Origin of the sequence: Tolypothrix sp. PCC 7712, from assembly GCF_025860405.1 — a bacterium.
Taxonomy (GTDB): domain Bacteria; phylum Cyanobacteriota; class Cyanobacteriia; order Cyanobacteriales; family Nostocaceae; genus Aulosira; species Aulosira diplosiphon.
Map to the genome: position 1 here is coordinate 6,848,363 of NZ_CP063785.1, position 20,130 is coordinate 6,868,492.

The window sequence follows — 20,130 nt, forward strand, 5'->3', positions numbered from 1 at the left end:
AAATCAAATCAAATTTAGCAGATTTTGTAGAGGATGTAACAAACAATAGTGATTCATATTATTCATTACATCCATTACACCATCCATTAACATATTTTCATTGTATTGCCACATAATTGGGCAACAAAGAATCTAGCACATTCTCAATACTACAATCCGATAAATCGGGAATCGATAAAAATCTGTAAGCTTTACTAAAATAACTCTTTGTTGAGTGGTTATAAATGGGGTCGTAATAGCAATCCAATATATCTTGCACTAAAGATTCCCAATTACCAGCATCAATTAATTGATACCACTGACTTAATTTCTCCCAACCACAGCGATTTTTGAGTTTCTCTAGCTTGCGTTTTAAGACATCAGGATGGGTAATTAAGTGGGGATATTCTTGTAACAAGAACTGGACTCTAGCAGCTATTGGTAGTTGAATTTCTACACAATTAGCCTGTCTCATTTTCTGCCACAAGGATTGAGGTAAATATATTTGCCCAATTTTGATACTTTCTGATTCAATCCAAACTACTTGCTGCGGATTAAACTGTTGCAGATGTTGTACTAGGAGAGATTCAAAGTATTTTTGTGAAGGTTGGGATATCGGCTTACCTGGCCATTGTCCGCCCAAAAGAGAACCGCGATGATTAGCTAAACTTTCTAAATCTAAAACTTGTGCGCCACGTTGACGGATTTTTTCTAAAATATGGGTTTTACCAGTACCAGTTAAACCACATAACATCTGATAGTTAAATTGTGCTGGTAAATGTTCTATTTGCTGGCGGACGTAGTTACGATAAGTCTTGTATCCGCCATCAATTACAGTCACTTGCCAACCAATTTGTGTCAGTACCGCAGCCATGCTAATGGAACGCTGCCCACCTCGTCCACAGTACACTAAAGGATGATAGTCTGGGTCTTTAGCAGCAAAGTGCTGGCTGAGATGTTGGTAAATATTTCTCGTTACTAAAGCCGCACCAATTTTTCGCGCTGTAAAAGTGCAAACTTGTTTATAAATTGTTCCGACTTCAGCGCGTTCAGCATCATTCAAGACTGGTAAATTAATCGCGCCAGGAATGTGGTCTTCTATAAATTCACTAGGCGAACGAACATCAATAATTTCACTGTAAGTTTCAGCCCAAGGCAGACGCGTATATGTAACTGAAGATGACATAGTCTTTAAATTCTCGCTTCTTCAATTGTGGCACTCCCATAAGTTTAATGGGGGTATTCTGTACTTAGGTAAATTTAAATGAATCTATGTAAAGTCTCAAAACAAAACTTGGAAGACTTAAAAATCTTGTTTGCAAATACCAAGGGAAAATTTTTAACAGAGAAAATAATTTTTGCGGTTTTGACTTTTTCGGGGAAAGCACAATTGCATCTTTTAAAACTCACTATATAGCCTCTGTTATCAACTATTTATGGTCAGCAAAAGATACTACTGCTAAATTTATTAACATCATAAATAGTTAATGAGGCGATCGCACTTCTGGCTCGGTGATAATAATTGGTAAGAATAGGGCTAACACCAGAAGCTTCGATAGATTATGGAAATTTTAGTGGTGAAATCTAACTAGCGATCGCCAATGGAAATTTAGCAGCTTCAATGAACTAGTTTTAGGATAAAAAACAACTAAAGTCATTGTATCCGTAGTCAGCGATCGCGGTATTAGGGGTCAGACCAATTCTCTCAAAAAAGAAAAAGCTACGCTTCAACAATCAGATTGTATAAAATTTGTCCTAGAAATTTTATACAACTCTACGATTAGCTTCCCAAGCTAACAGAATAGTCTTTCGCTCCAAACCCCAACGATAGCCACCAAGTTCTCCAGACTCGCGAATCACACGATGGCAAGGGATGAGGTAGGAGATGGGATTTTTGCCTACAGCATTGCCAACGGCTCGCGCAGCAGTTGGGAGGCCAATTATTTCCGCAATACTTTGGTAAGTTGTCAGACCCCCAAAGGGGATTCTCAAAAGTGCGCGCCAAACTTGAATCTGAAAATTAGTGCCTTTAACCAAAAGCGTTAAGGGTTTTTGTTCTGTGAAGCTCACTGAGTCAAAAATCAAGTCATGCAATGGTTGAGTTACTTGTTGATTTTGGATAATCTCAGCTTTTGGCCATTCTTGCTGAAGTGTTTGTTGGACATTTGGCTCATCTGTGCCATTTAAAAAATACAGATTGCAAATACCGCGATCGCTCGTAGCGATCAGAGCTTTGCCAAACAGCGTTTCATGAATACCATAGCGAATTTGCAAGCCTGCTCCGGCTGCTTTAAATTCACCAGGGGACATTGCTTCTAAGTTGACAAATAAGTCATGTAATCTTCCCGGACTCGACAAGCCTACATCTAAGCTTAAATCTAGTAAGCTTTTGGTTCGGGTAATTTGTGATTTAGCATATTCAACTGTGAGATATTGCAAAAACCGCTTAGGGCTTATGCCAACCCACTGAGTAAACATCCGTTGGAAATGATACTCACTTAAACCTATGTGCTGGGCAACTGTAGCCAGATCCGGCTGGTGGAGATGGGATTGGCGCATAAATGCGATCGCCTGAGCAATCCGCTGATAATCTCCGCTGTCATGGGCAGTTACAGTCTTCATCGCAATCATCTAGGTTGAATTCAAGAAGTCTTGGCATTCTTCAATTTACCGATGTTGTCAATAGAAAGCCACCCGTTTCTTGCGGTTGATATGCGTAATAATTCTTAAGGATATGTGTAGCCGTTAATCTGCACTCCACCATAAGGCCCAGGTGTGGGGCGAGGAAGAGATATCTGAGACTGCTGTACACCATAATTGCCATATACTGACGAGGTTGAGTTATTGACAACGTTAGGAATTTGAGATGGCGTAGAGTATGGTGAAATGTTGGTGGTTGTAGTCGAACTAACGGATGGTGTCACTGATGTTGTTTGTATTCCATTAGTTAATGTCTGACTGTTATTAAAGTTAGCGTAAGAATTTTGGGGCAAGTTTGTGGCTGTTGGTTGAGAGTAAACTGTACCTGTATTTAAGTTATTGTTAACAGGTAAAGGCTGACTATATATATTGCTAGTGACTGGTGTTGCATTGTTGTTAGAGCTAGTTCCCATCATACTTGTAGGATTGGCAGCACCAGAGAGATTTTGATTGGTTGATGTGAAATTGCTGTAGGCAGAAGTTCCCATGATATTTGTGGAACTAGAAGCTGTGTTGTTGTAACCAGAGAGATTTTGAGTTGGGGCTTGATTAATAGCAGTTTGTAAAGGGCTGATAGTAGCAGGATTTTGATTTTTTTCGCTTTGATTAACTAATGTCATCCCTTGATTCAAAGGGGTGGTGACGCTTGCTGTTTCTTCTAAGGGTGCAGTTACAGATTTAGCACCTAACAAATGACTACCACCATAACCAGACTTCATCTGCAATAAATTTTCGGTTTGTACAACAAAGGGATTGTTATTCTTTGGTGCAGATGTGTCATTTACTGTTGGTAAAACTGGATTTGATTTAGCTTCATTGGTGGTAGAAGATTGTTTACTGATAACATCCTCAAACAGACTGGGGCTATTTTGGGCTGCTGGTTTTTCCGGTGGGAGACTTAAAGTGGCTGCCAAAATAGCTTGTTCATAGTCTTTAATTAACACGGGAAAATTATCAATGTCTGCAACCATAGCTCTGTCTTCATCTGACAGTGCTGAGTCAGAAACTTTTGGCGAGGCTACTTCTGATTGTGACTTACCAGCCAAAACATTTGGATTGGACAAGTATTGCCACATTCCTATCCCAAGCACAACTAAAAAAACTCCTGTACCCCAAAAGCTAGGTCTGCTGAGATTCCGTAACCTGGCTTTAAGATAACGTAAGTATGCCGGGGGATAATTTCGGTTTTGCATATGTTTGGATATAGTAAATTTACTGAATTAGCGATCGCGCTTTGCGTATTTTGTCAGTAGTGCTGTTGTGGGGAAGTTCTGCTTTAAAAGAAAATTCAAACAAAGTTTAAGGATGATTTCATCCTAACTGTTCAATCTTTATGAGTCATTAGTGCTGGACAATTATTCGTAAAAAATTTATCTTCTGCTCATCTGAGTTATGAGGGAGTGACAAATAAACACAGAGGTTGAAAATATTTGGTTACGGTAAAAAAGAAGAACGGGTGAAAGAATTCTTTCTTTTTTTTTCATAAATAAATTGAGAGGCTTAAAACCTTATTGGCAAAGGAAAAAATTATTTTCTTCAACCTTCTTCACCCTACAATCAGGCTTATGCCTTTCTTCGGTCACTTTCGATATCATCAGGAGTTGAAAGCTAGTCTAAGGTTATTGTTGTAGCTGCCTAAAAGACTGCTGAGTTCAAAGTTCAACTGTAAGAATTACTCACCATTCAGCAACGCCACTTGCTTGAAGCCGGGAAACCCGTAAAGGCGCAGTGGTTCTACCCTGCGGGAAGTCGCAGAAGCGTCTACCGCACTCATTACTTAGCAATATTGTGTGCGCTGTCGCCTGGCGCTTGCATCGCATTACTATTTACCAGGAGACTACAGCAATGATGAAAGCTGAAGATATCATGACCAGGAACGTAGTTACCATTCGCGGTTCGGCGACTGTTGCTGAAGCGGTGGGGCTAATGAAGGATAAAGGATTGCGCGCTTTGGTTGTGGATCGTCGTCATGAGCATGATGCCTATGGCATAGTCACAGAAACGGATATTGTTTACAAAGTTACAGCTTACGGTAAAGATCCAAAACAGGTCAGGATTTACGAAATCATGACTAAGCCCTGCATTATCGTTAATCCTGAGTTGAGCGTGGAATATGTGGCGCGGTTGTTTGCTAATACTGGGATTCGTAGAGCACCTGTGATTCAAGGTAAGTTATTAGGGATTATCTCGATTACCGATATTCTGACAAAAAGTGACTTTGTAGAATCTCCCAAAGCCATAGTCTTAGAAGAGAGAATTCAACAAGCGATCGCACAAGCTCGTGGTATTTGTACTGAACAAGGAGCCTATTCTAAAGCCTGCGCCGCCGCTTGGGATGAAGTTGAAGAACTCCAAGCCGAAGCAGCTCACCAAAAAGCTGAAGGTATGGAGTCAGCTAAAGTTTCTTTTGAAGAATACTGTAAAGACAACCCCGAAGCGCCGGAATGTCGGCGACAGTATAAGGCTTGAGGGGACTGGGGATTGGGGACTGGGGATTGGGGATTGGGGATTGGGGATTGGGGATTGGGGATTGGGGATTGGGGATTGGGGATTGGGGATTGGGGATTGGGGACTGGGGATTGGGAGACAAGGAGAGATTACCAATTATTCATGCCCTATGCCCCATGCCCTATGCCCCATGCCCCATTTCCTACCTTTGAGCAACTCGCATTAATAAAAATAACCCTGTTCCCAAGCCGATAAAGTTGGGTAGCCAAGCTCCCATAAAGGGAGATAGGACATTTGCTTGTCCTAAAGCACCAGTAATAAAGCTGAGAAAGTAATAGGAGAAAATTACAATCACGCTAATACCAAAACTGGTACCGCGTCCTGTGCGCTGGGGTATGCTGCCCATTGCTGCGCCTACTAAGCCAAAAACTACACAAACAAAGGGTAAGGCAATTTTTTGCTGAATCCGTACTTCCAATTTCCGAATTTTTTGGCGATCGCCACCGAGACGTTCTACGGCTAGCTGTTCTACAGCTTCGGAAATATTCATCTCACCGTAGTCACGGCTTTTTTCTGCCAAACTTAATGGTGTGCGGGGAAGTCGCAGTTGTTGGTGTTCAAACCGTAAAATGTTGCGATAAGAGCGATCGGGAGATACTAAATAAATAGTGCCGTTATAAAAATCCCAAACGTTTTGCGAACCGTTCCATCGCCCTGATTCTGCTACAACAATTTGGTTTAAACCTTCTTCGGAACGGTCAATAATTGTTAAACCTTTCATCTGTTGACCATCAAATTGGTCAGCATAAAATAAGCGTGTCAGTATCCTGGTATTACTACCATCTCGCTCTTTTACATCCCGATATTCGGGGTAAAAAATATTTTGCTGCTTCAAAATTGGCTTATCTGACTTTAAAGCATTCTGTAAAGTCATATTTGCTTGATAACTAGCAGCTGGTGCGATTTGCTCATTAAACAAAAATGTCAAGCCTGTCACTACCAAACTTAACATTACAGCAGTCAAAACCATGCGATAAACACTTACCCCACAGCCACGTAAAGCAATTAATTCACTCTCGCTAGAAAGACGACTATAAGTCATCAAAGTAGCTAGAAGCGTGGACATAGGAAAGGCTAAAACAATGAAAGTTGGTAGTTTTAATAAAAAAACCTGAAGAGCAATATCTATTGGTAGACCGGATTCTACAATCTTTCTAACTAAGTCAAATACGGCATCAATTGTCACACCAATTGACGAAAAAGCCCCTACACCAAATAAAAATGGCGGTAGCAATTCGCTGGTCAGATAGCGATCCATGAGCGTAAAAGGCATCAGCGAATTGAGGCTATAAAAAGATGTGAGCTTTTTTGATACCATAAGCTAACTTGAGAATGAAATATTTATGTCATTGGGCATTTAATATTGATGATTTAGAATTGATATTTAAATTAATTAAAAACTCTAAATTGGCACTAAATCATTAAGACGAAAAATTTTTGAGCAGCTATTATTGAATATCTATCATTTTAAACTTGGAAGTTATCCCCCAAATAATATTGACGCACGAGGGGGTTGGTATAAAGCTCATTCGCATTACCAAAAGCCAGAATTTGTCCTTCGCGCATGATATAAGCACGATCAGTAATTGCTAGGGTTTCGCGGACATTGTGATCTGTGATTAAGATACCCATGCCGCGATCGCGTAGTCGGGCTACAATTTGCTGAATTTCCGAAACAGCAATGGGATCGACTCCCGCAAAGGGTTCATCTAAAAATAAAAACTTTGGCCCTTCTCTACCAGATGCTAAAGCTCTAGCTAATTCAGTCCGCCGTCGTTCCCCACCAGAAAGTTGAATTCCTTTACTGTTTGCCACTTTTTCTAAGCGAAATTCTCGCAGTAAATTTTGTACTCGTCCCGACCATTCCCAGTTTGGCACATTAGTTTGTTCCAAAACTAGAAGTAGATTGTCTCGTACTGTCAGCTGGCGAAACACGCTCGCTTCCTGGGCTAGATAGCCAATGCCCAATCTTGCCCTTTTGTGCATTGGTAGCGCTGTAATATCCAAATTATCCAGCCAGACTTTTCCTTGATTTGGTTTTTCTAAACCTGTAGCAATATAAAAGGTTGTGGTTTTACCAGCGCCATTTGGGCCTAGTAACCCAACAATTTCTCCTTGGGTAACAGAAAGACTAACACGATTGACAATCTGGCGCTTGCCGTAAGATTTGTGGATGTTCTCTAAGACAATTTTCACGCTAGAGATGCCCCTTGAGAGTAACTACTACTAATTAGAACCTTTGAGTGGTGGGGTTTTTGGGGCAGATCTGGCAGATTGTCCGCCAATTTCACCGTCCTGTACCATATAAATCGACTCTACCTGACGGTTAGATTGCGGTAAAGCCACAAATCTGCCCTCATCAATCAAATATGTCACCTTCTCTGCGCGAATACTATTGCCACCTTGTTGCAAAATATAGACATTGCCACTGAAATCTATGCGGCGTTCCTTGCTAAAGTATTGTGCTTGGGCGGCTGTGGCTTGAATCTGACGCGAAGGATACAACATTTGCACATTGCCACGAGCAGTTACTACTTGACTTTTGGCATCATACTCTTGAACATCCGAGCGAATTGTTAACGGGCGGTTTCCTGTGGATGTTTGAGCAGTAACGGTTTGCACTTGGTAGGGAAAAGCTACTGCGCCAAAGATTGTAGCAGGTAACACCAAGGCTAAGAGTAAGCGCCGGATTTGCGATCGCGGAAATTTATAGGACAGTATCATAGCAATTTACAATTTAGAGTTTTAGCTTGTATTTTAATTATCTCAACTACTTTATCCAACAGTAAAAAATAGCATCTGGACTAATTTCGCATAAATGCTGACGCTATTGACGCTTACCTTACCATTAAGGTTTCGTCCAAATATCTGTTTGTAAAGTCTAATTCCAGAACTTTCCAGATAAATGGCTAACTGGGAAAGGATGAGGGGGATGAGGGGGATGAGGGGGATGAGGGAGATGAGGGAGATGAGGGAGATGAGGGGGATGAGGGGGATGAGGGGGATGAGGGGGATGAGGGGGATGAGGGGGATGAGGGGGATGAGGGAGATGAGGGAGATGAGGGGGATGAGGGAGACAAATAATTCAAAATTATGACCTGTTCCATGTTTACTTTTGGCTCAGAAAACTGGAAAAAGCGCAGATTTTTGTTAGGGGCTAATTTTTTTTGGGAAATCTAAATTCAGTAGGAAATCAATGTAATCACTAGCTATTTTGTGTTAAATCAAAAAAGCTAAAGTAAATTTTTTGTCAGATTGCGATCGCTAGCAACCTCTAACAGCTTTGAGGATAGAGTCGGTGTGAAATTGTTATTGATAGAGGATGATGAAAGTCTTGCCCAATTGCTCAGAGCCACTCTCATTGCTCAGAACTACCAGGTAGAATTAGCACCAGATGGGCAACAAGGTTGGGATCTGGCGCAAAGTTCCGTTTATGACCTGATTGTACTGGATTTAATTTTACCCAAGCTTGACGGGATCAATTTCTGTAAACGCATCCGGCTACAAAATGGCAATGTTGCGCGATCGCCAAATCAAAATACGCCAATCTTGTTGTTAACTGCACTCGACAGCGTGATGAATAAAGTCATTGGGCTAGATGCTGGTGCTGATGACTATATGGTGAAACCAGTGGATCTCGATGAATTTATGGCTAGGGTGCGATCGCTGCTGCGGCGTAGTTACATTACGCGATCGCCTCTGTTGGAATGGGGTGAATTATGCCTCAATCCTAATAATTGCCAAGTCACTTATCAAGGGCAGCCTATTCTTCTCACAGCCAAAGAGTATGCCATCTTAGAACTGTTTTTAAGAAATCCAGACCATATCTTCAGTGCTAGTTTATTAATTGATCGGCTATGGACGAGTGATGAAGCTCCCAGCGACTGGGCTGTGCGAACACATGTCAAAGGCTTGCGGAATAAATTAAAAAAAGCTGGCGTAGGAGAAATTTTTGAAACGATTTATAAGTTAGGATATCGCCTCAAACGCAGAGAACAGGAAAGCCCCAAAGAACAAGTTGCAACTTCGCCAATTTTGACCCCATCATCACTCACCACATTTATTTCAGATGTGTGGGAAGAGATGCGCGAAACTTATTGCGATCGCCTCATGATTATTCAACAAGCTGTGACAGCATTGAAAAATGGTCAAATTTCCCCAGAATTGCAGCAGGCGGCAGAATATGAAGCGCACACTCTGATTGGTTCATTGGGTAGTTTTGGTTTAGGCGAAGCTTCCCGAATATCACGACAAATTCAGCAGATCCTCACGCAAGCAGAATCCATTTCTTCTTTACAAATCCAGCAACTAGTCCACTTGGTAAGTGCATTACAGCAGGAAATGCAATCAGCCGCAGCTCGAACCCATCCAGCACAGACAAGTGGCTCAAAGGTTGTTCATGGAACTAGCTTGCTGATTGTGGATGACGATGCAGTGCTGGCAAGGCATCTAGCCACGAAAGCCGCAATGCAAGGAATTGTTGTAGAAGTCGCCACAGATTTGCAGCAAGCCGAAAGTTTCTTGGTTGACCAGCTTCCAGATGTGATATTACTGGATCTCAACTTTCCTGGTGCCCCAGGTAGCGGTTTAAATTTTCTCGCCACGCTATATAATCAGCACCCTAACCTACCAGTTCTGGTTTTAACGGCAAAGGAAGATTTTGCCCATCGCTTAGAAGCAGCTAGATTAGGCAGTAAGTTATTTTTGCAGAAACCAATTGCTGCGAATCAAGTTTTAAGAGCTGTTACTCAAGTACTGCAACAGTCAAGCCCAATTCCGCAAAAACTGCTGATTATGGAAGACGATCCGCAAATGTCGCATCTTTTGCGTCATATTTTGCAGCCTTGGGGTTATCATCTGACGCTAGTTGATTCACCACAAAATTTTTGGACAACTTTGGAGCAAACAGATCCCGATTTGTTGATTTTAGATATCGAACTATCTGACTCAACTGATTCTCTATCTTCAACAATTAACGGACTTGATTTATGCCAAGTAATTCGTAATGATTTTCGCTGGCAGAAATTGCCTATTTTATTTTTATCAGCGCATACAGAGGCCGAGATTGTACAGCAATGCTTTGCTGCTGGTGGAGATGACTTTCTTTATAAATCCGCGATCGCAGCAGAACTCTTAACCCGTGTACGCAATCGACTAGAGCAGCGCTAAGGGACTTCTAATTAAGCTCATCCCACCCCTCAAAGGATGAGGCTGAGGCATGGGAAAAGCATCCAATGCCCCAAGTCGGCTTTCTGTCATCAAGGTAAATTATGAAACATTAATTATTTATTAACTTGTGTAAAAGCTATGAAGCCTATAGCTATTAAGTAATGTAAATCTCTTCTGCAAAAAGCTATAGGCTTGAAAATTATGCTTACTCACAGATTCCTCAAAAATTTTTTATATACTCTCGCTTAAATAGGCTCAAAGTGGAACACTTAGATAAATGTCGCATTTTTAAAAATATTTATATCAAACTAAAAAATAGGAGATGATATTAATAATTTAAAGCTATGTTCCAGTAATATTTATCTGAATAATTCATGAAAAAATATATTTATGTTATGTTTTACCACTACTTTTTAAAAGTAAATATATTTTTTCCATAAAATAATCAGCAATATTTAATATTCAATTTTACTTGTATGTATAGTGTATATATTTAGAGTTTATATATGACTAAACATATATGTCATACGACAAAAATTTTTGTCTAACTAGTCATGTGATTATTAACACATTATTAGAAGATGAGCAACATCAAGATAATATGCAAGAAATGAGTTTATATCCAGAGTTTCTACTTCAGATACTTCATGGTATATCCGATCCAGTATTTGTTAAAGACAGCCAACATCACTGGGTATTCCTTAATAATGCCTATTGTCGTTTGATTGGATTTCATGAATCAGAATTAATTGGTAAGTCAGAATATGACATCTTTCCTAAAAAACAAGCAGATAGGCTGTATGAGAAAGATGAATTTATATTTAATACTGGCATAGTTCAGGAAACAGAGGAATGTTTGACCAATTCTGATGGCTTAACTCGTTTTTTCTTAATTAAAAAATCTCGAGTTGAAGATGAATATGGTAATCATTTTTTAGTAGGTATTATTCGTGATATTAGCAAAGAAAAATTGCAATCAGCAAAAGTTTGCTCATCAAAACAAGTATTAGAACAAGTAATAAATAATATCCCTCTCGCAACTTATTGGAAAGATTTTAATTCTGTTTATTTAGGTTGCAATCAACAATTTGCGGAAATTATGGGTAAAGATTGCCCAAATCAGATTATTGGCAAAACTGATTATGAACTAATGCAACAGCAAGACAATGTCAACTTATTTTGGGAGTCAGATTTCCAAGTTATAGAATCCCAAAAACCAGAGTATGGTATTGTCCAATGCTATATAAAAGCAGATGGTAAACAACTATGGTTAGAAACTAATAAAATTACCTTAAAAGATGAACAAAACAATTTCATTGGCATTTTAGTTACTTGTCAAGATATTACTGCGCGTAAAGAAGCAGAATTAGCACTTGCAGAAAAAGTATCCTTAGCTGCATTTCATGTAGCAGTTAATACTGCTATTACTCAAAGCTCTACACTTAAGGAATGTTTGAAAGGTTGTACTGATGCTATAGTCAAACATTTGAATGCTGCTTTTGCTCGCGTCTGGACGTTGAATGCTCAAGAAAACGTACTGGAACTACAAGCTAGTTCGGGAATGTATACCCATATAGATGGGCCCCACAGGCGTGTTCCTGTAGGGATGTTTAAAATTGGATTAATTGCTGAAGAACGTCAACCTCACTTAACTAATGCAGTGTTAGAAGATCCGCGTGTGGGGGATAAAGAGTGGGCAAAGCGTGAAGGTATGGTGGCTTTTGCGGGATATCCTTTAATCTTGGACGGGAATTTAGTCGGTGTAATTGCCATGTTTGCCCGTCATCCCCTAACAGAATTAACCTTGGATGCTTTGAAATTAAGCGCTAATGAGATTGCTTTAGGTATCAAGCGCCTGCAAGCTGAGGAAGCTTTACAAACAAGTGAGGGTAAGTATCGTCATTTAGTGGAAACTTCCCAAGACATGATTTGGTCAGTGGATGACAAAGGATACTTTATCTTTGTCAACCAGGCCGTGCAAACTATCTATGGTTATGAACCAGAAGAAATGATTGGTCGTCACTATAGCGAGTTTGAGCCACCAGAACAAATTCATCAAGGCCTCAATATTGTGCCTCAAACACTAAGCGAAGAGTCAGTTTTCCACTATGAAGCTGTTGTTCTGGCTAAAGATGGTAGGCGGTTAAATTTGTTGTGTAATGCTTGCTTATTGCGAGATGAAATTGGGAATATTATCGGTACCACTGGCACAGCTACTAACATTACGCAACATAAGCAAGCAGAACAAGCCTTACTCCGCAGTCATGCTATATTGCAAGCACAACAAGAAGCTTCCATTGATGGCATTTTGATTATTGATGAGAATCGCTTAGTAGCATCATATAATCAAAATTTTGCTGACTTATGGCAAATTCCGCCAGAAGTACTAGAAACAGGTGACGATCGCCAACTTCTACAATGGGTACTAGAGCAACTAAAGAATCCCACAGAATTTTTAACCAAAGTTGAGTATCTCTATCAGCATCTCGAAGAATACAGCCGTGATGAAATTTTACTCAAATCGGGACGGATTTTTGATCGCTATTCCGCACCAGTGCGATCGCTTGCTGGTAACTGTTACGGTAGAATTTGGTATTTCCGCGACATTACCGAACGCAAGCAAGCTGAAGCAGCACTGCTAAATTCAGAAGCACGACTACGACAACAAGCACAACAACTCCAAGCTGCATTGCGGGAACTACAACAAACCCAAACCCAGTTAGTTCAAAGTGAAAAAATGTCTAGCTTAGGACAATTAGTTGCAGGTGTCGCCCACGAAATTAACAATCCGGTAAATTTTATCTATGGAAATCTCAACCATGCCAATACATATAGTAAAGATTTACTAACGCTATTGGAACTCTATCAAAAATACTATCCCCAACCTGTGCCAGAAATTGCAGATTTTGTGGAACTGATCGAACTGGATTTTCTCAGGTCAGATTTTCCCCAAATACTTAAATCTATGGAAATTGGCGCTAACCGCATTCGGGAAATTGTACTTTCGCTGCGAACTTTCTCGCGTTTGGATGAAGCTGAGATGAAAGCAGTTAATATCCATCAGGGAATAGATAGTACGCTGATGATTCTGCAAAGCCGCCTCAAGGGTAACAATCAAGTACCAAAAATCACTGTGATCAAAGAATACGGCAACCTGCCCTTAGTTGAATGTTACTCTGGGCAGCTAAACCAAGTATTAATGAATATTTTAGTGAATGCGATCGATGTATTAGAAGATGCCGTTATCAATAATCAGTTGTCAACGGCAGAATTATTATCTATCAAAAATCCCCAAATTTATATCCAAACCGAATTTCTAGACAATCATCAAGTAAAAATTATTATTGCCGATAATGGTGCAGGAATTCCAGATAATATTAAACAGCGAATATTTGACCCTTTCTTCACCACTAAACCTGTTGGTAAAGGTACAGGTATGGGACTTGCTATTAGCTATCAAATTATTACCAAAAAACATGGTGGTTCTTTGGAATGTACTTCACAGCCTGGACAAGGCACTAAATTTGTAATTACAATTCCTTTAACTCAAAAGTCTAAAGTTGTAATTTAAGGGTCAAGGGTCAAGTGTGATTGATAATTTTTCTCTACCTTTTTCTGATTTTTCACATCTTTACCCTTTATTTTTAAAACATAATATAAACTGTAAATCGCACGAGATTATCCTGTCCAAACTGCAATAAATTTTCATTGCGTAGACTATATTGCATACCCGGATTTAAGAGCTTGTTATTTAAATAAATACCATTTGTACTCATATCAACAATCATGTAGGTATTTTGCTGCCAGTCCCAATAAATGCGTGCATGACGACGAGAAATTATACCTTCATGAGGCAAACCAGTTAAGTCAATTTCTGGTGGAAGGGTCATGCTTTGACTGCGGCGACCAATAAAACCGACTTCTCCAGACCATTGAAACTCTCTACCTGTAGTATGAATCAGTTTGATAATAGGTAATCCGGGTGGCGGTGGGGTATAGACAGGTTGTACTGCTGAGACAGGGGGATTAACCCGTTGTTGATCATCCTTGGGATAATTAACAACGGGTTGATAGTTAGGTGGATTAACTACAGGTTGTACGGGTAGCGGTGGCGGTGGTGGGGGTGGCGGCGGCGGCGGTGGCGGTGCAGTAGGTCTACTTGGTGTAGGGGTAATTAAATTAGCCAAAGGAGTAGAACACCAAGGACAAACTTTCGCATTGTTGGGCAAGGCGCGGTTAAAATATTCGCAATTTGGGTTAGGGCACCGATTTGCAGGCATAAGACCTTACTTAATCAGGTATAGGTTGTAAAGGGACAGTGCAGGAGGGTTACTTTACTAAGTCAACACTGGCCATGACGATTAATTAGTATCTCAGCAAATGTAGACCCAGTTAGTTAGTGATTTTTGTCTTGAGACTACATACACCACAAATATAAAGTATCTTAAACTGAATTTTCACCACAGAAAAATTAGCTAACTATTGCCCTGAGAGGCTTTTACTAGTTTTTAAATCATTAAAATTAAAATTTTTGAGCTAGTATCTCTGCGCGGAATTCAAAAATCAAAGAGTGACACAACAGGGATAAGGTGCATTACACTACCCTTCTCCTGCAGAGACGCTACGCGAACGGGAAGCCACTACCCTGCGGGAACGACTTTGTCGACAATATAATTAACTCTCTAACATCTGCAATAACTGAGCTTCTGTTAACTGGGTAATACCTAAAGCTTCAGCTTTAGCCAATTTAGAGCCAGCATCTTCTCCTACCACTAAATAATCTGTTTTCTTACTCACGGAATCTGTAACTTTACCGCCAGCTTTTTGAATTAAAGCTTTGGCTTCATCTCTTTTTAAAGTCGGTAAAGTCCCTGTAACTACAAAAGTCTTGTCTGTAAATTGGGGATTACTATCAGTAATTGTTGATGTTTCTGCGGAATTTGCTAATTGCAAACCAGCTGCTTGGAGGCGAGAAATTAAAGTTTGATTAGCATGAATTTGAAACCATTGGTGTACTGATTCTGCAATTTCTACACCAATACCGTAAATCCCGGCAATATCTGACTGTCTGGCTTGAGTTATCTTCTCAACATCAGAAAATTTCTCGGTTAATAGTTGAGCGTTGACACTGCCAACATGACGGATGCCTAAACCATACAATACCCTTGACCAAGGTTGATTTTTTGATTGGGCGATCGCATCAATTAATTTCTGCGCTGATTTCTGCCCCATCCTTTCTAATACATATAATTTTTCTTCTGTCAAGTCATATAAATCGGCTACGGAATGCACCAAACCCTTATCTACGAGTTGATGTACTAGCTTTTCGCCCATCCCTTTAATATCTAAAGCATCGCGGCTAACCCAATGTTCTATTGCACCTTTGAGGATAGCGGCACAGGAAGCATTAACACACCTAGTCACGGCTTCACCCAATTCCCGCACCACTGGCTGACCGCAAACTGGGCAATTGCTTGGCATGATAAAGGGTTGGGTGTTTGGGGGACGGAGTTCTGTGAGTACTCGTACCACCTCTGGAATAATTTCCCCAGCTTTGCGAACAATTACAGTATCACCGATGCGGATGTCTAATTGGGCGATGCGATCGCTATTGTGTAAGGTAGCGCGGGAAACTGTTGTTCCTGCTAATTGTACGGGGCGCATTTCTGCTAATGGTGTTAAAGCGCCTGTTCTACCAACATTTACTGCAATATTTTCTACACGGGTAGGTGCTTCTTCGGCTGCATACTTCAACGCCACCGCCCAACGGGGAAACTTTTGCGTAAATCCTAGCTGTTCCTGAAGCTTAAAGGAATTGAGCTTTACGACTACCCCATCAGTCATGTAGGGTAAATTCAGCCTTTCTGTATCCCAATAGTTATAGTATTCAGCAACTTCCGCTAAAGAAGGGCATAGCTTATGGTTGGGGTTAACCCGGAAGCCCATCTTTTGTAGTAATTCCAAAGCTTCCCATTGAGTATTGGCAATACTAGCATCATCTCTGCCAGGAATATGCAGGGTGTAAGCAAAGAAATCTAAACGCCTGCGGGCAACAATTTTGGAGTCTAATTGTCTGAGTGTACCAGCTGCGGCATTGCGGGGATTAGCAAATAACTGTTCGCCGGCTTTTTGCCGTTCTTCGTTGATTTGTTTAAATACATCTAAGGGTAAAAACGCCTCACCCCTGACTTCTACCTTTTCTAAAATTTCTAAGCCTTCAAAATTTAAGCGCAAGGGAATTGAGCGAATTGTCCGCACATTTTGGGTGATATCTTCCCCCATTACTCCATCACCACGAGTTGCGCCTCTGGTGAGGATACCATTTTGATAGGTAAGTGCGATCGCAGAACCATCAATTTTCAGTTCCGAGACATATTCTGCGGCTGCAATTTTTGGCGCTTGTCGCCGCCAACGCTGATCCCATGATTGCAATTCATCAATATTAAAAGCATTCTCCAGACTGTACAGCGGGATATTGTGCCGCACCGAAGTAAACTGTGTTGCAGGTCTTTCACCCACGCGCTGAGTAGGACTATCGGGTGTAATTAACTCTGGATACTGGATTTCTAATTGTTGCAATTCCCGATATAGCTGGTCATAGACTGCATCCTCCATAATGGGTGCATCTAAAACGTAATAAGCATAACTAGCTTGCTGCAACAATCGGCGTAGTTCTTCTACACGCTTGGTTTCTGGCTGACTCTGTATCATTGATTTTTTGCAAAATACTTAGCGAATAGAATTTCACGTTCAGGCCTATCTAGGCTATGTGTTGCTAGTATAGCTACTCGCTTTGTAATTGTGTGTATCCAAAAGTAGTTAGCTTGGCTAGGGACTTCCAACTAAAAAAATATTCCATCGCTTTGTTAGCAGAGGAAGCAGAGGAGCAGGGAGCAGGGAGCAGGGGGAGAATAAATTACCCATTACCCATTACTCATTACTCATTACTCATTACTCATTAACCAATGCCCCATGCCCATATTCAAGCAATTATACTGCCACATTTCAATAGCAGTATCTACCTTATCTGCATACATCCTTAAGGTAGATTTACTCGCAATGGTTAAGAATGATTTAATTGACTTGAGTCTTTCACTTCTATTCATAAGGTTTGGTAATTAGCCAAACCTTTTCCCTGAATATACCAGTACTCAGTCACTAATCGCAAATATTTTTGAATAGTTTTGATAGAAAATTCTTATAAGCCAGGTGAACAAACAGAATTGGCATAAATCGCGAGTTGGGCGCGATTTTTAATGTTTAGACGGTTAAAAATGCTATTGATATGGGTTTTAACTGTACTTTCTGAAATAAATAGCTGTTGAGCAATTTCTTGATTCGTTGCACCAACTGCAACTAACTTTGCTACATCTAATTCTCTGGGTGTTAATGAAGATAATGCTGGGTGAATAGGTTGAGGTGGCGTTGGTTGGGCTTGTTTTTGCATAATTACTCGTTCTAACAGCCCAGGTGCGAGTTGTGCATATCCGCGATGAACGCTGCGAATCGCGTTAACAAGTTCTTCTGAAGGCATATCTTTTAAAAGATAACCTTTTGCACCAGAGCGAATGGCTTCATTCACATCATGGTCATCATCGTAAGTGCTTAAAACTAAAACTTTAACTTGAGGAAATTTTTCGCAGATGATGCGGGTAGCAGTAGCACCATTCATCACTGGCATTCGCACATCCATTAATACGATATCTGGCTGTAATTTTTCAACTTGTGCAATTGCCTCTTCTCCATTTTCTGCCATACCCACAATTTCTAAGTCTGATTCTAAACTCAGCATTGCTTTCAGACCTTGGCGAACTAAACTTTGGTCATCTACAAGTAATAAGCGAATCATCATAATTTTGGATTTTGGGTTTTAAGATTGTAGAGACCAATTACAAAAGTTAAATATTTTTGTTATTGGTCATGGGTAATTTGCCTTTTTTCTGAAACTAAAAGTCTGATATTGGGCAGTATATCAGATTTTTCATAGGTGGGTTGAATAAAGTAACTCCAACAACTTGGGAGATTTTGGCTTGGGTTTGACTCTAAGCAAACTACAGTATTTACTGTATCCATGCTTCTGACAATTTGTCGGACTTCTCGCATCAATTCTCCACTTAATTGGTAAGCTTCAGTCAGCGATTCTTGTGCTTCTATTGGCTTGACTGTCCACAGTTTTTGCGCTGCTTGCAGTTGGATATTTAAAGCCATCATCGACTGACCTAAGCCTTTATACAAATTAATTAATTCATAATTCTTATCTTTAATTAAAACTAATTGTTGAGATTTCTCTCGATAGATTGATAGTGCGTTTACTAATTGGCAAACTAGTATCAAGCACCCTAGGGTCAACAACAGAACAGGAATCATATATTTGGGGCTTTGGTTGACAAAAGGTTATATGCATTATTAAAACCTGATTTTAATTATTTGACTATCTGTTGTTGAGTTTTTCCTACTTTAGTTGAGCGTCAATCGCTGGTATAGATAAAAAGTATGAGGTTATCTTTAGGGGTCAGACCAAAGTTGTAGGTTGGTCATTTGTCATTTGTCATTTGTCATTTGTCATTTGTCATTGGTAATAGAGATTTCTCCCAATCCCCAATCCCCAGTCCCCAATCCCCACTCGCTACCCTCTATCTTCTAACCATTCATGTAAATTGAGCGGTTGCCATTCACCAATTGTTACTTGCTGGTATTGAAGTATGGGCTTTGATTCTAGGGAAATGGATATTTCAGGTATTAGTGATATGTTTGATAGTTCTTGTATTTGAGGTATTTGAGGTATTTCGGGTATTTCATCTAATTGATGAGGCATTTGGGGGAGTTGGGGTAGTTCCCGAATTGCACCTAAGTTATTAGTTATTTCGTGAATATTATATATTTGCATAGGGATTTCAACAGTTATGCAACAACCTGCTCCAGGCTGCGATACTAATTGAAAATGTCCTTGTAAAACGGCGATGCGTTCTTGCATTCCCCGCAGTCCATAACCATTGGCTACTTTTTGGGCATCAAATCCCCGGCCGTTATCTTGAATAGTTAAATAAACTCCATTTGCTGTTGTGGAAAGATGAATTTGTACTGCCGTTGCTTGAGCGTATTTACGAATATTATTGAGTGCTTCTTGGATAATGCGATAAAGGGGAGCAGTAAACTGAGGTAATAAAGCGATCGCTAAATTCATCTCAACTTCCGGTACAATCCCCGTGGTTAGATGAAAATCCCGTACTAACGATTCAATCAGGGTTTCGAGAGATTTACCAGCCAAGGGATCGCTGCGTAAAGCTTTCACAGATTGTCGGACTTCTTGAGTGGCGATCGCAACTAATTTATGTGCTTCATCTAGAAACTCTTGCGCTTGATTGGGATCGGGTTTGCAAAGTTTACTTGCTGTTTGTAGTTGAATGTTCAGCGCTGTGAGGGCGTGTCCGAGAGAATCATGTAATTCTCGCGCAATACGGTTACGTTCTTGCGCGGCTGAAAGATTAGCAAATTCTAAGACGCACTGCCACAACTGCTGATGCATCTGACTGAGTTGTTCCGGTGTATACAGATCTTCTAGCAAGGTAATCCCTCCGTAACTTTCAGCTAATTTCTTATAGTTCTGGGTGGGGGAGACTTATGCAATATTGGGGATGGGGGATAGGGTAATGAGTAATGAGTAATGGGTAATGAGTAATGAGTAATGAGTAATGGGTAATGAGTAATGGGTAATGGGTAATGGGTAATGGGTAATGGGTAATTGGTAATTGGTAATTGGTAATTGGTAATTTA

Annotated in this window: 16 protein-coding genes; 5 read left to right on the top strand and 11 right to left on the bottom strand. The window is 40.3% G+C overall.

Features of this window, described 5'->3' with window-relative positions:
- Positions 1 to 97: 97 nt before the first annotated feature.
- The 3 genes from mnmH to HGR01_RS28325 form a co-directional block, all read right to left on the bottom strand.
- Positions 98 to 1,165 (bottom strand): tRNA 2-selenouridine(34) synthase MnmH, encoded by a 1,068-nt coding sequence (gene mnmH, locus HGR01_RS28315; RefSeq protein WP_045872334.1) that lies wholly within the window; start codon positions 1,163 to 1,165, stop codon positions 98 to 100.
- A 578-nt stretch (positions 1,166 to 1,743) separates the two neighbouring features.
- Complete coding sequence (locus HGR01_RS28320) at positions 1,744 to 2,601, bottom strand: methylated-DNA--[protein]-cysteine S-methyltransferase (RefSeq protein ID WP_228045384.1); 858 nt, start codon at positions 2,599 to 2,601, stop codon at positions 1,744 to 1,746.
- Positions 2,602 to 2,705: 104 nt separating this feature from the next.
- Positions 2,706 to 3,872, bottom strand: coding sequence for a hypothetical protein (locus HGR01_RS28325; protein ID WP_052335307.1), 1,167 nt, complete (start codon positions 3,870 to 3,872; stop codon positions 2,706 to 2,708).
- A gap of 652 nt (positions 3,873 to 4,524) precedes the next feature.
- Here HGR01_RS28325 and HGR01_RS28330 point away from each other — a divergent pair.
- A complete protein-coding gene (locus HGR01_RS28330; RefSeq protein WP_194007733.1) occupies positions 4,525 to 5,148 on the top strand; it encodes a CP12 domain-containing protein in 624 nt (207 codons plus the stop codon).
- Positions 5,149 to 5,174: 26 nt separating this feature from the next.
- On the top strand, positions 5,175 to 5,339 hold the full coding sequence (locus tag HGR01_RS28335; protein ID WP_210403123.1) for a hypothetical protein: 165 nt from the start codon (positions 5,175 to 5,177) through the stop codon (positions 5,337 to 5,339).
- Here HGR01_RS28335 and HGR01_RS28340 read toward each other — a convergent pair.
- The 3 genes from HGR01_RS28340 to HGR01_RS28350 all read right to left on the bottom strand — a co-directional run bounded on the left by HGR01_RS28340 (position 5,330) and on the right by HGR01_RS28350 (position 7,911).
- A complete protein-coding gene (locus HGR01_RS28340; RefSeq protein WP_045872332.1) occupies positions 5,330 to 6,445 on the bottom strand; it encodes an LptF/LptG family permease in 1,116 nt (371 codons plus the stop codon). The two genes, HGR01_RS28335 and HGR01_RS28340, sit on opposite strands and share 10 nt — an antisense overlap.
- 209 nt (positions 6,446 to 6,654) lie before the next feature.
- Positions 6,655 to 7,383 (bottom strand): LPS export ABC transporter ATP-binding protein, encoded by a 729-nt coding sequence (lptB, locus tag HGR01_RS28345; protein ID WP_045872331.1) that lies wholly within the window; start codon positions 7,381 to 7,383, stop codon positions 6,655 to 6,657.
- Between the two features lie 30 nt (positions 7,384 to 7,413).
- Positions 7,414 to 7,911: an LptA/OstA family protein gene (locus HGR01_RS28350; RefSeq protein WP_045872330.1), complete on the bottom strand. Its 498-nt coding sequence runs from the start codon at positions 7,909 to 7,911 to the stop codon at positions 7,414 to 7,416.
- Positions 7,912 to 8,092: 181 nt separating this feature from the next.
- Here HGR01_RS28350 and HGR01_RS28355 point away from each other — a divergent pair, with 181 nt between their 5' ends.
- The 3 genes from HGR01_RS28355 to HGR01_RS28365 all read left to right on the top strand — a co-directional run bounded on the left by HGR01_RS28355 (position 8,093) and on the right by HGR01_RS28365 (position 13,927).
- Complete coding sequence (locus tag HGR01_RS28355) at positions 8,093 to 8,284, top strand: hypothetical protein (protein WP_045872329.1); 192 nt, start codon at positions 8,093 to 8,095, stop codon at positions 8,282 to 8,284.
- 203 nt (positions 8,285 to 8,487) lie between these two features.
- Positions 8,488 to 10,356: a response regulator gene (locus HGR01_RS28360; RefSeq protein ID WP_045872328.1), complete on the top strand. Its 1,869-nt coding sequence runs from the start codon at positions 8,488 to 8,490 to the stop codon at positions 10,354 to 10,356.
- 520 nt (positions 10,357 to 10,876) lie between these two features.
- The gene (locus HGR01_RS28365; protein WP_081584085.1) at positions 10,877 to 13,927 is read left to right on the top strand and encodes a PAS domain S-box protein; all 3,051 of its coding nucleotides are present in this window, start codon (positions 10,877 to 10,879) and stop codon (positions 13,925 to 13,927) included.
- A gap of 73 nt (positions 13,928 to 14,000) precedes the next feature.
- Here HGR01_RS28365 and HGR01_RS28370 read toward each other — a convergent pair whose 3' ends face one another.
- The 5 genes from HGR01_RS28370 to HGR01_RS28390 form a co-directional block, all read right to left on the bottom strand.
- Positions 14,001 to 14,636 (bottom strand): FHA domain-containing protein, encoded by a 636-nt coding sequence (locus HGR01_RS28370; RefSeq protein WP_045872327.1) that lies wholly within the window; start codon positions 14,634 to 14,636, stop codon positions 14,001 to 14,003.
- A 394-nt stretch (positions 14,637 to 15,030) separates the two neighbouring features.
- Positions 15,031 to 17,067, bottom strand: a complete 2,037-nt coding sequence (ligA, locus tag HGR01_RS28375; protein ID WP_045872326.1) for an NAD-dependent DNA ligase LigA — start codon at positions 17,065 to 17,067, stop codon at positions 15,031 to 15,033.
- 487 nt (positions 17,068 to 17,554) lie between these two features.
- A complete protein-coding gene (locus tag HGR01_RS28380) occupies positions 17,555 to 18,205 on the bottom strand; it encodes a response regulator transcription factor (RefSeq protein ID WP_045872325.1) in 651 nt (216 codons plus the stop codon).
- 62 nt (positions 18,206 to 18,267) lie between these two features.
- Complete coding sequence (locus HGR01_RS28385) at positions 18,268 to 18,723, bottom strand: histidine kinase dimerization/phosphoacceptor domain-containing protein (protein WP_045872324.1); 456 nt, start codon at positions 18,721 to 18,723, stop codon at positions 18,268 to 18,270.
- A 259-nt stretch (positions 18,724 to 18,982) separates the two neighbouring features.
- Entirely contained in the window at positions 18,983 to 19,921 is a 939-nt protein-coding gene (locus tag HGR01_RS28390) for a sensor histidine kinase (protein WP_052335305.1), read from the bottom strand.
- Positions 19,922 to 20,130 lie beyond the last annotated feature (209 nt).

Coding starts and splice junctions, on each gene's coding strand:
- HGR01_RS28370 (WP_045872327.1), bottom strand. CDS start 14,636: ATGCCTGCAAATCGGTGCCCTAACCCAAATTGCGAATATTTTAACCGC.
- HGR01_RS28320 (WP_228045384.1), bottom strand. CDS start 2,601: ATGAAGACTGTAACTGCCCATGACAGCGGAGATTATCAGCGGATTGCT.
- HGR01_RS28330 (WP_194007733.1), top strand. CDS start 4,525: ATGATGAAAGCTGAAGATATCATGACCAGGAACGTAGTTACCATTCGC.
- ligA (WP_045872326.1), bottom strand. CDS start 17,067: ATGATACAGAGTCAGCCAGAAACCAAGCGTGTAGAAGAACTACGCCGA.
- mnmH (WP_045872334.1), bottom strand. CDS start 1,165: ATGTCATCTTCAGTTACATATACGCGTCTGCCTTGGGCTGAAACTTAC.
- HGR01_RS28385 (WP_045872324.1), bottom strand. CDS start 18,723: ATGATTCCTGTTCTGTTGTTGACCCTAGGGTGCTTGATACTAGTTTGC.
- HGR01_RS28365 (WP_081584085.1), top strand. CDS start 10,877: ATGTCATACGACAAAAATTTTTGTCTAACTAGTCATGTGATTATTAAC.
- HGR01_RS28340 (WP_045872332.1), bottom strand. CDS start 6,445: ATGGATCGCTATCTGACCAGCGAATTGCTACCGCCATTTTTATTTGGT.
- HGR01_RS28380 (WP_045872325.1), bottom strand. CDS start 18,205: ATGATTCGCTTATTACTTGTAGATGACCAAAGTTTAGTTCGCCAAGGT.
- HGR01_RS28355 (WP_045872329.1), top strand. CDS start 8,093: ATGGCTAACTGGGAAAGGATGAGGGGGATGAGGGGGATGAGGGGGATG.
- HGR01_RS28350 (WP_045872330.1), bottom strand. CDS start 7,911: ATGATACTGTCCTATAAATTTCCGCGATCGCAAATCCGGCGCTTACTC.
- HGR01_RS28325 (WP_052335307.1), bottom strand. CDS start 3,872: ATGCAAAACCGAAATTATCCCCCGGCATACTTACGTTATCTTAAAGCC.